Here is a 15,169-nt window from a genome sequence, read left to right as displayed (position 1 = left end):
AAATATAATCATATGGGCGCGCCGCAGCCGTGAGCTGCCGTGCGGTAACGGAAATAACGGCACCGGTCGAGGAAAGTTTAAGAAATTTTTTAGTGACGGTAGGAAGGGCGGCTGGGCCGGTCAATGATCGGCCGATCGCTCCGATCGTGTACATGGCACTTGCGCGATCGCGCGCAAACCGCTATATTTTTTGTATCAAAAAAAGAGAGCCTGAGAGAAACGTCGGCATAGCGGGGATTCAGCAACGGGGATGCGGCAACGCGAGTAGACCAGGACCGTCGAGGCGTCTGTGATGACGTCTCGACGGCGCCGCATGCCTATCGTTCGGCTGCGAGTGAAACGGTTCCGAGACCTGATCGTCTGCTGGTCGTGCTGGGTTATCGCGCGAAGTGCTGACGATAACGCCATCCCAGATGGCTTATCGCATTGCGAGCCCAGCGAAAAGCTTTCAGTAGCGGTCGCATCCGGTTGCCGCGGACTTTTTCCAGCGGCCGTGCGGCTTGCGATGCGAGTTGTTCGACCACGGCTTCCGGCGTCGTGAAGAGACGCGTCTTCCAGTCGTAGTACAGCGGGTAACGCAGCAGCACGCCCGCGCACAGCATGTCGAGCGTCAACGTGCGATCACGCCACGGCAGCGGCGCGAGCGCATCGTGGGTGAGTCCCCAGCCGGCGTAGAACGGCAGCCCGTACGTGAAGACCGCTTTGCCGCGCAACAGCGCGTCGAAGCCCGCAAGCGACGATAGCGTGTGAACTTCATCCGCCGCATCGACGAGCGACAGCAGGTCCGCTTCGGTATCGACGACGTCCGCGAGCTGCTGTGCGTCGATGAGCCCATTGCGGTTGCCGGATAGCACGTCGGGATGCGGCTTGTAGACAACGAATGCATCGGGACGCAGGCGGCGCACTTCGCGCAGCAGCGCATCGGCGGTGCCGATCGCGCGCGTGCCGAGGCGGATCGATGCATCGTCGGCGACCTGGCCGGGGACCAGCACAATCTGCTTGCCGGCCAGCGTCGTCCATGTAGGGCGCCGACGGCCGAGGTTGTACTTGGTGACGCCGAGTTGCACGACCTTATTGCGAAGCGCTGCAGCGCGCGCCAGCTCGATGTCGCTGAATTCGGTCTCGTTGAGCAGCACGCTCAGGTCGCTCGGCTGACTCGCATCGAAGTACAGTCCCCGGCGATCGATTACCTGACTGCGTGGCGCGATCATGTCGGAGCCGAGGCCCGTCGAGTGGAAGAAGCCGTCTTCGATTCGGACGCGATGAACTTCCGGCGCGAGGCCGTCTGCGCTGCGCGCGCCCCATAGGATCGCGCATTCATGGGATCGCACCGATTGCGGTTCGGCGGTCCAGCGTAATGCCGAATTGCCCGCCGTGATGTATGGCGTCGCGAACGGGCGTTTCCACCATTGAAAACGGAGTGCCGCGACGGCGTGCAGATCGGCGAAGCGTTGTTGGACCGCTTGCTGCAGTTCGATGCTGTCTAGCAGATCGTCGAGCGTGCCGGCTGTGTGCGTGAACGGATTCAGATAGCGCGTCGAGCGGACGAACACTACGTCGAACAAGGTGGCGAGCGAGGGGCGCGCGGTTCGGTTCGGCAAGGGCTGGGCGTCGTGCGTCAGGCCCCAGCCCGCGTAGTACGGTGCGCCGAACACGTGGACGCGCGCGCCGGCCAACAGAGCATGCATGCCTTCCGATGCGCCGAGCGTGTAGACGTGATCGACGTGAGGCAGGGCGGCGCACAGGGATTCGTTGTCGGCGAAACGCTTGGTGCCGGCGGGCAGCATCGGTTCCGATGATGTGGAGAGCCAGCGGCCTCGTGCTGGATCGGTCGATCGAGCGATCCAGAATTCGGCTTGTGGATGGGCGCTTATCGCGGCTTGTACCATTCGCGCAAAAGCTTTGGACGAGTGAGGCGTTGCGACTGCGCTAGATCCTTTCGAGCGTGCGCGTTCGTCGATCAGCAGTACGCGTTCCTTGCTTCGGGGCTCGAGTAGCGCGACGGGGCAACAGGATTGCGGGTCACGTATTGACGATGCGTTAGTGCGCGCGAACCGCTGCATCAATCGTTGTGATTGGGAGGCGGTTTGGGAACCGCGGTCCTGTTCTGTTGCGGTCGTGAGTGCTTCGTTCAGCGCGGCGACGAATGTCTCGGGACTGGCATCGGCAAGCGGCACCGAAAACCAGGACAACAGCGGTGTGCCAAACGGTCCACGCGACCAGACCGGTCCGGGCCACGCGGCGTTGATGTGCTTGCGGAGTAGAGCTGCGACGCGTAAGGCAATGCGCCCATGCCAACGGTCGATCCATACATGTTCGACGCTCCGTTGACGGAGTCCGCTCCACAGGCGAAAGCCGCGCGTGAGACCGCGCAGATCGATTGCGAGGTTCGACGAGGCCTGTTCGTTAGCGATGACGCGTTGCTTCATTTAGCGCAGCGTTTCCAGAAAGGCGTCGACGCGTTCGAAATGATCCGCCCACGTCGGCTCGCGGAATCGTTCGATGCGGATTATCTGCGCATCGCGCTCGGGGCTATTCGGCTGCGCGTAGGCCTGAATGCGCGCGAGCCAGCCGGGGCCGTCGAGTGGATCCAGATAGTCGGGAATGTCGTCGGCGATTTCGTGGAAGACGGCGAGATCGCTAGCGAGTACGGGTACTTTCAGCGCGAGTGCTTCGGCGAGTGGCATGCCGTAGCCTTCGACGAAGGAGGGGAACAGCAGCGCCTGGCAGTGTTGCAGATAGGCGTGCAGTTTTTCGTCGGAGCAGTGGGGTTCTTCTATTACGACGCCTTTTAGCGGTTCGCAGCGCTCCAACATGTCGATGACGTTTTCGCATTCCCAGCCGCGTCGGCCGATTACGACGAGCTTGGGTGCTGCGGTGCCGAGTTGTTCGACGAGGCGGCGCCAGGCTTGCAGGATTAACCAGTGGTTTTTGCGCGGCTCGATCGTGCCGAGGATGACGAAGTAGGGCGCTGGCAGCGGGCGCGCGGTGAGCGGTCGCTGCGTAACACCGGAGGCGAGGCGTGCGACTACGCTCGGCGGCATGGGAAGATCGGCGCGCTGTGCCTCGGCCGCGAGCGAGTCGAGCGTGGCTTGGGAATTCATGATCAATCCGCTGGCGTGCTTCAGCGCAGTGTGCATGCGGTGCCGATGCGTTGCGTCGACGCCCGGGCGGCAATATTCGGCGTGCGTCAACGGGATTAAATCGTGGACCATGAATACGGGGCGAATCTGACGTTTCGTCATTGCGCTGTAATAACGTCCGAATTCCATACCGTTGTGACTTGTGTGCAACAGAATTCCGCTGAGTCTTGTTTCTCGCAGGCGATTAAGGCACGTGCGGATGACTAATGCACGGATCGCGTTTCGATTACATGTGGATGAAAGAAGCCATGCAAACGTTTGCTGGGAGTCTTTTTCAGTCAATACCGTGGAGAAACCCTGTTCGCTCAGGATTGCGCGAGCTTTTGCGCCGTACTTTTCGATATAAGCGAGACCGACGCGATCTACGCCGGTGGGCAAAAGCCCATCGTAAAGACGCGTGAGTAGACGTGACACGTCCAGGAAAATGGTTGACACGTTAGGAGCAGTGACGTTTTTGTTGGCAGTCGCGCAGACGATATCCGTCTTTCAGGTGTGGCTTTTTTTAAAGAGCGCCATTCTACCTCGAGTGCGTGAGAGAATTGGTTGTTGCCTTTTATAATGCGATGGTACCTGCGCGAGGAACGATACTCCAGTGAGGCATGCAAGCGCATGCCTGCACGTTGCCCTACGATTTTTCACGTATCCGCGACAGCACTAGATCGAGATCGAACAGATTCAGCACGTTCGCGTGATCGCATACCTGGACTACCAGCTACGTCGGTTTCGGCGGCGGGCCGGACGCAGCCCACAGCATTTGAGGCATGGCGCGACTGGCAACTCAGCGGTGTTCAGATGCTTTTCCGTCTGGTACAAGATCGTTGGCCTCCAGTTCCAATACCATCAAGCCCGCGAGAGAAGAGTCAGGCGCCCCTTAGCTGGGATAGCAGGGCGGCGGGAAACCATGACTCTGAAGCCTATTGACAAGCATTTCCATGGGGAATGCGCGAGCCATCGGGCCGTAACAAAAGTGGACGTTGATGTGGCCTCGAAACTGAAAAGCTCCGAGGGCCGAGCCCGCAACCGTAAGGGTTAAGGCAGTATGGGTAGCCGAAATCTGAAGCGACGGCACGATGACAAGGACATGCCAAGCAACTGGAGAATTCCTCGTCGCCTCGGTGCGAAACACTGGAGCAAGGTAGGTCCTATAACCGGCGAACCGGGGAAGTGTGCCGAAGGCGAGAGGATGGCGGATGGGTCGGTACTAGCTGAAATTGGGTAACGATGGTGGAGCGAAGTGACTCTGCTATTTGGTGTTTCCTCGACAGCACGGGAGGCAAGGATGAAATGACAAAGGCGTCCAGCAGTTTGGAGGACCTGAGGCGGGGAATGTACGTCAAGGCGAAGGCTGAACCGTCCTGGCGTTCCTGGGATTTGTATGTCCATGTCTGCAAGTTGGAAACGCTGCGTGAGGCGTATGCGCTGGCCAGAAAGAACAACTGCGCTTCGGGTATTGACGGGGTGACGTTCGAGGCCATCAAGACACAAGGCGTGGAAGTGTTCCTTGAGCAGGTACAGGACGAACTGATCGAGCGCACCTATAAGCCGCTGCGAGCACGAGAAGCGAGGTCTGTTCCCGAGCCAAATTCACCGAAATGAAATTGGTCACTTCGTCATCCGAGAGTTCTGTACCAGCCCCGCCGGCAACTTTGCGAGCTGGTCAATTACTCAGCGATTCCCTAGCGAAATTCAAACAGATTTACCAGGAACATTTTTCACATGCTAAAAGTTACAAAGGCGGTTTTTCCGGTAGCAGGTCTTGGCACCCGCTTCCTCCCCGTCACCAAGGCTAGCCCGAAGGAGATGCTGCCGATCGTCGACAAGCCGCTGATTCAGTACGCGGTCGAAGAGGCGATGGCGGCCGGCATCACCGAAATGATCTTCGTCACGGGCCGCAGCAAGCGCGCGATCGAAGACCATTTCGACAAGTCCTATGAGATCGAGGCCGAACTCGAGGCGCGCGGCAAGGACAAGCTACTCGAACTGGTGCGCAGCATCAAGCCGAGCCATGTGGACTGCTTCTATGTACGCCAGGCGGAGGCGCTGGGCCTCGGCCACGCGGTGCTATGCGCCGAGAAGCTGGTCGGCGACAACCCGTTCGCGGTCATTCTCGCGGACGACCTGCTGTACGGTACCCCGCCCGTGATGACGCAGATGATCGAGGTGTTCGATCACTATCACAGTTCGGTGATCGGCGTCGAAGAGATCCCGCCCCAAGACACGAAGTCGTACGGCATCGTCGACGGCAAGGAATGGGAGGATTCGATCATCAAGATGTCGGGCATCGTCGAAAAGCCGGAGCCGAGCGTGGCGCCGTCGAACCTCGGCGTGGTGGGCCGTTATGTGTTGAAGCCGCGCATCTTCGATCATCTACGCTCCATCAAGCCGGGCGCGGGCGGCGAGTTGCAGTTGACGGACGCGATCCAGTCGCTGCTCGCCGACGAACAGGTGCTCGCGTACAAATATCACGGCACCCGTTTCGACTGCGGCAGCAAGCTCGGATATCTGAAGGCGACGGTCGAGTTCGCGCTGCGTCACCCGGAAGTGGCCGCCGATTTCGAAGAATATCTGCGCACCCGCTCGCCGGTGCTGGAAGGTTGAACGACTTCATGCCCAGCCTGTAAATAGAATCAGACTGACGTAAAAAAGGCGCTGTGCCCCGCATTCGGGGTACAGCGCCTCTTGTTTTGCCAGCGCGTTTCATCGCGCCTGTTCCATTCACGCTGCGCTACTATGATCGCTGCCTTAACGCGTTGGCGTCTACGCGTTCCGACCGCCCTCACTGTGACACCGGGGTTGCGTGCGCAAGCCTCTATTGCGATCCCTGTTGCTCGGCATCGCCGCGGCGACCTCGCTGATCCTCATCGCACGCTATACCTTCCGTCATCGACTGGCATCTCAAATCCACGCAAACGCCGCTCGAAACCCCACAAGTGCATGACCCCAAAAACCTTGCCGAAAGAGGAATTATTGTAAATCGTGGACCATGAATACTGGGCAAATCTTGCGCAGTGTCATTGCGCTGTAACAACGGCCGAATTCCATCCCGTTGTGACTGTGTACAACAGGATCCGGTCAAGTCTTGTTTCTCGCAGGTGATCAACGCAGGCGCGCGCGACTAAAGCAACGAATTGCATTCCGATTGCGGGTGGACGAGAAAAAGCATGCAAACGTTTGCGACGAATCTCATTCGGTCAAAACCGTGAAAAAAACTCCGCTCAAAAAAACTGTGCGAGCTTTTGCCCCGTACTTTTCGATGTAAGCGAGACCGACGCGATCTACACCCGTGGGCAAAAGACCGTCGAAAAGGCACGTGACGTCCAGGAGAATGGTTGACACGAGAAAGTGGTGCGGTTTGTCGGCTGGCGCGCAGACTTTTTTAGTGTTCTTGGGTGAGGATTTTTTTTTAATAACGTGCCATTCTACTCGAGTGCATGAGACAATCCGCACCGAAGTTTTGACCAAGCCGTGAGATATATGTCCTCTCGTGTTGGTTTCACCAAAGTTGGCTTGGACTTGGCGTTGCACGCGCGATGATTCTCTCGCAACCCGCCAGTTATGGTGAAGCTTCCGTGTGATGCGGCCTTTTCGATGTCTTTTGCCGGCGGTGCGGCGAGTCGGATCCTTGTAAAATTGAACATGAGTGAAATTGCGGTTGTAACTGGCATTACAGGTCAGGATGGGGCATATCTCGCGCAGTTGTTGCTTGAGAAGGGCTATATCGTTTACGGAACATATCGTCGAACCAGTTCGGTCAATTTCTGGCGGCTCGACGAGCTTGGGGTCCGGAAGCATCGGAACCTCCGCCTGGTCGAGTACGATCTCACAGATCCAAGTGCCAGTATTCGCTTGCTGCAAACAACGAAGGCCACTGAAGTCTACAACCTTGCAGCCCAGAGCTTTGTCGGGGTTTCGTTTGATCAACCGATTGCCACCGCGGAGATCACCGGCATTGGGCCGTTGAACCTGCTTGAGGCGATTCGGATTGTGAATACGGACATTCGCTTCTATCAGGCCAGCACGTCCGAGATGTTCGGGAAGGTCCAAGAGGTGCCGCAGGCAGAAGGCACGCCATTCTACCCACGCAGTCCGTACGGTGTGGCGAAATTGTACGCTCACTGGATAACCGTAAATTACCGCGAGAGTTACAACATCTTTGGTAGCAGCGGTATCTTGTTCAATCATGAATCTCCTTTGCGCGGCCAGGAATTTGTGACGCGCAAGATTTCCGACGGCATAGCAAAGATACGCTTGGGGCTCCTTGACGTGCTCGAACTTGGCAACCTTGATGCGAGGCGAGATTGGGGTTTTGCCAAGGAGTATGTGGAGGGTATGTGGAAGATGTTGCAGGTGCCTCTTCCCGACACTTTTGTGCTTGCGACCAATCGGACAGAAACGGTCCGCAATTTTGTATCAATGGCCGCTGCAGCAGCCGGTATGGAGCTTGTTTGGGAGGGCAGCGGTCAAAACGAAGTGGGTATTGACCGCGCAACAAACAAGACGGTTGTCAAATTGAATCCCCGATTTCACCGGCCAGCAGAAGTTGATTCTTTAATCGGCTGTGCTGAGAAGGCGAGAAAGGAACTGGGTTGGGAGCCCAAAACGACGCTCGAAGAACTCTCCGAGATGATGGTGGAGGCAGATATTCGCCGTAACAAGGCTGGTTTTTCTTTCTAGCACTCGAAGACGGAAAACTTCCCGGCGGCGAAGTAGTGGCGAGGCTTGCCTTCCGCACGTCATGCTCGGAATACCGAAAGACGTGTTATGAAGGCGAAGGCGGATACAGGTTTCGCAGGATAGGCAGACCATGATGTCGTGCTATGGTGCCCGCAGAGCAGCTATTGTCAGTAGCAACGTAGTGTCAAAACGCCGCCAACTCTGAAGGAGAGTGGCGATTGATGTTTAAGGTTAAGTTCAGCCATTCGGGTGTTGATTTTTCTTTGCATTACGCCGTTTGCGTCGGTGCGTGACACAATTCGCGCCAAACCTCAATTACTAATACATGCAATTAATGTCGCGTTTGTCCTTTGCCGTTTTCACTGCGATCGCCTTGGCCGTGGTTGCGTTTAGTGGTTGTTCAGCCATTCCGACATCCGGACCTAGCAGTTCGCAGATTGAAAAATCTGCGTCGACGGCGAATCCAACCGGCATTCAGATTGTCGATGTGACCGACGAGGTCGCGCGCAAACTGTTTTCGGAGCGCGGCGTCGGCGATTTTTCCGCCGCGCTGGGCAACAATAGTTCGTTCCAGCAGCAGCTCGGGGTAGGCGATACCATCGAAGTGTCTATCTGGGAAGCACCGCCTGCCACGCTGTTTGGCGCCGCACAAGTGGATGCGAGAGGTGGTGCGGCTAACGCGCGAGTTACCGTTTTGCCCGATCAAACGCTCGACGGAGACGGGAAGATCAACATTCCGTTCGCGGGAGAGTTGATAGCAGTTGGCCGTACGCCAACCGAACTTCAACGTGATATCACGGCACGTTTGAAGAACATCGCCCACGACCCTCAGGTGCTGGTCAAGCTTTCGCACAACGCGACTTCATACGTGACGGTTGTGGGCGATGTGGCGAGTAGCAACCGGATGCAACTCAGTGCGCGCGGTGAGCGTCTATTGGATGCACTTGCCGCAGCTGGCGGAGTGAAGCAGCCAGTGGATAAGGTCACGATTCAGGTGACGCGAGGCGACAAAGTTGCGTCGCTGCCGTTGGAAACCGTAATTCGTGACCCGCACCAGAACGTGCCCCTGCATGCGGGTGATGTGGTGACGGCGCTCTTCCAGCCGTTCAGCTTCACGTCTCTCGGCGCGACCGGTAAGAATCAGGAAATCAACTTCGAAGCGCAAGGAATCACGCTTGCTCAGGCTTTGGCGCGTGCGGGTGGTCTGGAGGATTCGCGTTCAGACGCACAAGGCGTATTCATCTTCCGTCTCGAAGATGCCAAGGCTTTGCCATGGCCGACTCTGCCTGTGCGCACCACGGCTGATGGAAAGGTGCCTGTGATCTATCGTGTCAATTTGCGCGACCCCAACTCCTTTTTCGTGGCGCAGAACTTCATGATGGAAAACAAGGATCTGCTGTACGTATCGAATGCGCCGATTGCTGAAGTTCAGAAATTCTTGAATGTGGTGTTCTCGGTGGCTTATCCGCTGGTTACCGGAGTTCAAACATTCAGGTAGGTGCCGTGCGCCGAGACTACGCTGTGGCAAGGTACGATTCCTCGCGTGTCCCGCCTGTCATTCACGAGGCAATCGCACGAGGTGTGAATCAAAAGTATGGTACTGGTTATAAGTAAGGTCATGTTGAGCGACACACGTGCTGAAACGTATCAGGAGGGCTGCGTTGGGGACAAAGATGAAACTTGTCTTTGCCGTTGATGCAATCCGGCCGCCTCTTACGGGAATCGGCCGTTATGCCTGGGAGCTTGCAAACCACTACCAAGGCGAGCCGTGCGATGTCGAGACCGTTCGCTTTTTATCGGGCGATCGCTGGATATCAAGTCTGGACGATCTGCTAATCGAGCCGGGCAAAAAAAAGCCTTTACAGCGCCGCTTCAAATGGCTAACCACATTGGGGCGTCAACAACGAGTCAGGAAGTTGATCCGTCATCACGTGTGTCACTCTCCCAACTATTTTCTTCCAGGCGTTGTGGAGCGCGGCATTGCGACAGTTCATGATTTGTCGGTGTTTAAGTTCCCGGAAACTCATCCGGTCGAGCGAATAGTTCAGTTCGAGCGTAACTTTGCGTCTACCCTGCAGAGAGCGGTGCACTTGATCACCGACTCGGCGGCGACACGTCAGGAAGTTGCGACTTTCTTTGGCTGGCCGTTAGACAAAATTACTGCAATAGGTTTGGGGGTGCGAGCCGATTTTCATCCAAGGGAGCCTGGCGAAATGGGCGCCTTGGCGCAATGGAATCTTGAACCCTTCCGGTACGCCCTTTGTGTCTCTACGCTCGAGCCGCGAAAGCGTATTGACTGTTTGCTGGACGCATATGGCTCCCTGCCAATCGCTCTTCGGCGCCAATATCCGCTCGTCATCGCGGGTGGCAAAGGCTGGCTCAACGACGCCTTGTTGATTCAGATCGAAAAGGGGCAGCAGGAAGGTTGGGTTCTCTACTTGGGATATGTCCCGGAAGAGTCGCTGCCAGTGCTTTATGCCGGCTCAAAGGCGTTTCTCTATCCTTCAATTTATGAGGGGTTTGGCTTGCCTGTGCTAGAAGCGATCGCGAGTGGTGTTCCCACCCTCGCAATGAATTGTTCGTCGCTGCCCGAAGCCGGGAGCGGTGCGGCGTGGCTTGTAGAGCCTGGTGATCATGATGCGTTGCGAGAGGGTATACAGCGTGTGCTTTGCGACGAAAAGTGGCGAAAGAGCGCAATTTCAAAAGGATTGAGTGCGGCTAGGCAGCAGACGTGGTCACGCTGCGCCAATGCCACGATTGATGTTTACCGAAAATTCGCATAGATGGGGTTCGCTGTTTCAATTGCTTGACCATCTTTTCGGGTCGGTTGGTTTTTAGCTTGTCTGCTGACCTCTTGGATGCAGTGATCGAACGTCATGCTTTTATTAATCGTGCCTTTTGAAGTTAAAACGAAGTGGTGAAATCAGGCGTATAGGTGAGAAAGATCTGAAATTTTCCGGGGGCTTCAAATGCAAGCTGTTTCAATTTATGAACTAATAGAAAGTGGCGACGATCGGTTCATCGAACGATGTTATCGTCTCCTGCTGGGCCGTGCGCCGGACGCGAACGGCATGCAGCATTACTCAAGGCGTCTCGCCGACGGCTGGAGCAAATCGCGCGTGGCGAAGGATATAGCGCGAAGCGAAGAGGCACGTAAGCGTGGAATTGTGCTGAGTCATGCAACTCGGTACAGCTGGAAAAGTACCGTGGCGGCCGTTCCCGCAATTGGTCACCTTTTTGCACCAAAACTGAGTCGCGTTTCGCCGGATGAAGCGGCGAAGCACATAGGTCACGCAGGGCCAAAAGGGCACGGCGGCATCGATCACGCAGCTATCGCTGAATTGCACGCGGGCCTGAGCGGACTGAACGGCGCGCAGCGGGATGTTGTCAATACGCTGGAAACGCTTGGCCGGCATTTTGGCGCGTCGCTTGAGGGGACGTCAGAGGCAATCAAAAGCTTGCATGAGCGTCTTGATTTCGCAATCCATTCGATTAGTGCAGCACTAGATGGAATTCGGTTCGAACAGCGAAGAATATCGGCTCGACTGGAACGGGTGGAAGCGGGTGTCGGTGACGTCAGTCAATTCGATCAGGCTGGTTCGAAGAATGACTCCCTAGCAGCATGATCTGTGCTTTGCGTGGCAACTTTCTTCGCCATATGATCATGTGTCGAGCAATACGATAAAGAATATCGATTAGAAGGATTAGAAGATGTCACTTCGTTTTTCGATTGTCATTAATACATACAACCGCGCCGCCACGCTTCGGAACACGCTCGCTTCGCTGCCGTATCTGAGGCACGACAATTTTGAAGTTGTCGTGGTAAACGGGCCGTCGACCGATGATACGCTAGACGTTTTGAAGGACTACGAGCACTCAGTCAAAGTTGGACATTGCCCCGAAGCGAACCTGTCGAAATCGCGAAATATCGGCATTGCGCTGGCTACCGGCGATATCGTCTGTTTCATCGACGACGATGCGGTTCCGGAGCCCGATTGGTTGAACCAGTTGGAGAATGGCTACGAGGATCCGAACGTGGCCGCCGTCGGCGGGTACATTCGAAACCACACTGGCGTCGATTTTCAGTGCAAGGTTACCGCGTGCGATCGGTTTGGAGACGGCCAGAGCTTTGGGACCTTGGAGGAGGCAAATGCCGAATCCGGTTCCTCGGCGAGACGCTATCTGGCTTTGACCGGAACGAATTCATCATTCCGTCGCCGCGTGCTTACAGAAATCGGCGGGTTTGACGAGGAATACGCGTACTTTCTCGATGAGACGGACGTCATCGTGCGAATGATCGATGTCGGTTACGACGTCAAATACGTTCCCGACGCGGAAATTCATCACAAGTATGCGGCAAGTCACTTGCGGACGTCTTCAAAGCTGCCTAAGTCGATCTATCTTCCGGTGCGGAGCAAGGCCTACTTCTGCATCCAGAATGCCTTGCCCGGTACATCGTACACGGAGATTTTCGGGTTCTTGCAACGGTACGCAGCAGGGCTGAAGAAGGACAAAAAATGGTACCTCGATGAGGGCCTCATCGACGCGAACCACTATCACCGTCTGTTGAGTGAGATTGATTCGGGCATATACGATGGTATCGCGGACGCTCACCGCTATCCAAATCGTCGCACGATGCCGGTCAAATACTGGGCCGATCATGCTCGGGATTTCAAGCGATTTGCACCGCGGCTGGCGGCTGGCTTCCGCCTCAAAATTTGCCTTTTGAGCCAGGACTATCCGCCTGGCCAGTGTGGTGGGATCGGCGTCTGGACGCATGAGGTTGCCACCGGCCTTGCAAAAATGGGCCATGAAGTCACTGTCGTGACGCGCGGTCATGGGCATCCCACGGTCGATTTCGAGGATGGTGTTTGGGTGCATCGCATTGTGCCGGTCTGGTGGCCAGAAAGAACCGTTCCGGCGCTCCCGGACATCCCGCCCGTCATTAGAGACTATGCATACACCGCGTTCGATGAAGTGAAGCGGATTGAGGCTCGACGCGGTCTGGACATCGTCTCTGCTCCGATTTGGGACCTCGAGGGCATTGCTTGTGTGGCTGATGGTTCGATTTCGACAATGGTTAGTTTGCATACTACGTTCCAGCTGGCACTTCCGTTCAAGCCGGAATGGGAGGCGGACAAGGAGTACCGCAAGCACCACGTCGAGAAGATCATCCAGGGCGAAGCATGGCTGCTTAAGAACGCCAAGCATATCCTTGCCAACTCCAATGCAATCCTGCGTGACATCGAGCGCGAATACCGCTTCGAAATCGCCGCGAGCCGCACCACCGTGGTGCCGCATGGCATCGAAGATGTGCCGCACATCGAATCGCGTAGAAAGAAGTCGGACAAGATCAATCTTCTTTTCGTCGGTCGCTTTGAGAAGCGAAAGGGCGTCGACCTTCTCCTGAGCGTGTTGCCCGCACTTCTAAAGAAGTACCCGAATCTGGCCGTTAAGATGGTCGGAGAAAACGGCCTTCCCGGCAATGATGGGCGTACGTTTACGGAAGCGTTTCTTGCGGAGCACGCGGGTACGAAGACGATTGTGGACCGGATGGAATTCACGGGAACTGTGGACAATGCGACGTTGCTGTCGAGTTACCAGGATTGCGATATCTTCGTTGCTCCGAGCCGGTATGAGTCGTTTGGTCTCGTACTGATCGAGGCAATGCGCTTCGGTAAGACGTGCGTCGGTTCACGTATCGGGGGGATGCAAGAGGTGATCGAAGACGGCAAAGATGGATTGCTTTTTCAATCTGATAATGCGGCGGATCTTGCCAGAGTTCTCGATTCGATCATTGCAGACGAATCTTTGCGGGTGCAACTGGGTAAAGGGGCGCGTGCCTCGTTTATCGACAAGTTTTCGACGGAAGTTATGTGTGACCACCTGGCGCAATTTTACGCCGGGCAGCGAACTGATAAAGCTGGGCGGACAAACATCGCTGAATTAATTGTCGAAGGGGCGGTCGCGTAAATTATGGTAGTTCGGGCGCGCAAATATTATTTTGCGCGCCTTATTATTGATTTAAGGTGGGCGAAAATGGTGGGCGACGGGATGCAGGCGGAGCGATTGGTGGAGCGGAATACCTTGAGTCAGAATCTCTTTTCAAAAGAATCTGAATTTTTCAGGTATGAAAAGCACGGTTCCGATACGCTTTTCGTGTGGTTTGGGGGAATCAACGAGCCTTTTTTTAGTTCATCATTTCCGAGTTACTCCGGTTTTGATTGCTTATATTTTAGGGACTCTGAGTTTGACTGGTATGCAAATGGCGTCGCAGGTCTGGTACCAGATGCAGAGTCACTCATTGCGGCATTAAGGGACGGCTTGATGCCTGCGTATTCCCATGTCTGTTTCGCCGGACAAAGTTCGGGGGGGCACGCTGCGCTTTATTATGGTCTTGCCTGTCTTGCAGACCTGTGTATCGTTTTTGCGCCTCAAATCAGAAATCAATTTGATGGTCAGTGCAAAATGGTCCCGCACGTGCCGCTGAAAAACCTCTACAACTTATACCGCGATGCGCTGGAAACACCAAAAGTGTTGGTTAATGTAAGTCGCTCAGAAAGAGATCATTCGAACGAATTCGAATGGAATGATCTGAAGCAGTTGGACGAATTTAGAAATTTGGATTGTGTCACGCTGAATATCCACCCTTACGATAATCATGCAGTATCCGTTAAGCTTCGCGAAGAAAAGCTGCTTTATGATCTTTTAGTCGGATATGTAGGCGGCTATAAAGCGCTACATAAGTCGCGTACGCAAGCGGCTATTGCGACTGTTTAAGGTAAATGAAAGACATGGACAGACGCCCCTATCGTACGTCATTTGCAGAACTGACTTTGCTTCAGGGCGATGAATTTGTCGAGGCCTGCTATCTGGCTATCCTTAACCGTTCTGCCGACGTCCGGGGGCGCACGCATTATCTGCGTAAGCTGGGCTCGGGATGTTCCAAGACTGACGTCATTCTGGATCTACTGCGAAGTAAGGAAGCAAAAGCCTTAGGGCATCGTCTGCAATCCATGTGGCTCCTAAGATTGCGGCACTTTTTCGCAACAACACCTAGCGTACGTGGCTTTTACCATGCTTGTCGTCTCGTGTTCCGCGCGCGTGTTTTATTGGCCACCGTGCAAGCTTTGGAGAATGGCAGCCGCTTGCAATCCCATTCGGATCGACACGAACAACCGGGGGTTTCGTTGGATAAGTTCGATGCATTGCTCAATGCGGCTGAGTCGAGTAATCGCCATCAGAGGGAATTGCGGCGGAGAATTGACGAGCTCACCCGGCGTTGTCGGGATCTAGAGTCAATGGTCGCCGGGAAGTCAAAAAAATAACCTGACGTGGCGCGACATCCGATT

At 55.6% G+C, this 15,169-nt stretch carries 11 protein-coding genes; 9 read left to right on the top strand and 2 right to left on the bottom strand.

Going from position 1 to position 15,169, the window contains the following annotated elements; translation table 11 throughout:
• Positions 1 to 377: 377 nt before the first annotated feature.
• Together BJG93_RS22525 and BJG93_RS22520 are read right to left on the bottom strand one after the other, a co-directional pair.
• Positions 378 to 2,429: a capsular polysaccharide biosynthesis protein gene (locus tag BJG93_RS22525; protein ID WP_051374316.1), complete on the bottom strand. Its 2,052-nt coding sequence runs from the start codon at positions 2,427 to 2,429 to the stop codon at positions 378 to 380.
• Positions 2,430 to 3,578, bottom strand: coding sequence for a glycosyltransferase family 4 protein (locus BJG93_RS22520; RefSeq protein WP_027196445.1), 1,149 nt, complete (start codon positions 3,576 to 3,578; stop codon positions 2,430 to 2,432). It lies immediately after the preceding gene.
• An 891-nt stretch (positions 3,579 to 4,469) separates the two neighbouring features.
• On the opposite strand from BJG93_RS22520, the gene BJG93_RS22515 reads away from it, so the two are divergent.
• The 9 genes from BJG93_RS22515 (at position 4,470) to BJG93_RS22475 (ending at position 15,145) form a co-directional block, all read left to right on the top strand.
• A complete protein-coding gene (locus BJG93_RS22515) occupies positions 4,470 to 4,739 on the top strand; it encodes a hypothetical protein (RefSeq protein ID WP_174566125.1) in 270 nt (89 codons plus the stop codon).
• Positions 4,740 to 4,859: 120 nt separating this feature from the next.
• Positions 4,860 to 5,741 carry a UTP--glucose-1-phosphate uridylyltransferase GalU gene (gene galU / locus BJG93_RS22510; RefSeq protein WP_071336647.1) on the top strand — a complete coding sequence of 294 codons (882 nt, stop codon included), beginning with the start codon at positions 4,860 to 4,862 and terminating at the stop codon, positions 5,739 to 5,741.
• Between the two features lie 1,038 nt (positions 5,742 to 6,779).
• Positions 6,780 to 7,817 (top strand): GDP-mannose 4,6-dehydratase, encoded by a 1,038-nt coding sequence (gmd, locus tag BJG93_RS22505; RefSeq protein ID WP_027196443.1) that lies wholly within the window; start codon positions 6,780 to 6,782, stop codon positions 7,815 to 7,817.
• Positions 7,818 to 8,151: 334 nt separating this feature from the next.
• Positions 8,152 to 9,315 (top strand): polysaccharide biosynthesis/export family protein, encoded by a 1,164-nt coding sequence (locus BJG93_RS22500; RefSeq protein ID WP_027196442.1) that lies wholly within the window; start codon positions 8,152 to 8,154, stop codon positions 9,313 to 9,315.
• 175 nt (positions 9,316 to 9,490) lie between these two features.
• Positions 9,491 to 10,600: a glycosyltransferase family 4 protein gene (locus BJG93_RS22495; RefSeq protein ID WP_027196441.1), complete on the top strand. Its 1,110-nt coding sequence runs from the start codon at positions 9,491 to 9,493 to the stop codon at positions 10,598 to 10,600.
• Between the two features lie 186 nt (positions 10,601 to 10,786).
• Complete coding sequence (locus BJG93_RS22490) at positions 10,787 to 11,443, top strand: DUF4214 domain-containing protein (RefSeq protein WP_082194569.1); 657 nt, start codon at positions 10,787 to 10,789, stop codon at positions 11,441 to 11,443.
• Positions 11,444 to 11,528: 85 nt separating this feature from the next.
• Positions 11,529 to 13,790, top strand: coding sequence for a glycosyltransferase (locus BJG93_RS22485; protein ID WP_027196440.1), 2,262 nt, complete (start codon positions 11,529 to 11,531; stop codon positions 13,788 to 13,790).
• A gap of 3 nt (positions 13,791 to 13,793) precedes the next feature.
• Positions 13,794 to 14,597 (top strand): hypothetical protein, encoded by an 804-nt coding sequence (locus BJG93_RS22480; protein ID WP_154671770.1) that lies wholly within the window; start codon positions 13,794 to 13,796, stop codon positions 14,595 to 14,597.
• Between the two features lie 5 nt (positions 14,598 to 14,602).
• The gene (locus BJG93_RS22475) at positions 14,603 to 15,145 is read left to right on the top strand and encodes a DUF4214 domain-containing protein (RefSeq protein WP_082194568.1); all 543 of its coding nucleotides are present in this window, start codon (positions 14,603 to 14,605) and stop codon (positions 15,143 to 15,145) included.
• Positions 15,146 to 15,169: the final 24 nt, after the last annotated feature.

It is taken from the genome of Paraburkholderia sprentiae WSM5005 (genome assembly GCF_001865575.2).
GTDB classification, from domain to species: domain Bacteria; phylum Pseudomonadota; class Gammaproteobacteria; order Burkholderiales; family Burkholderiaceae; genus Paraburkholderia; species Paraburkholderia sprentiae.
Note: the sequence above shows the minus strand (reverse complement) of the source record. Positions and strands in the feature narration are given on the sequence as shown.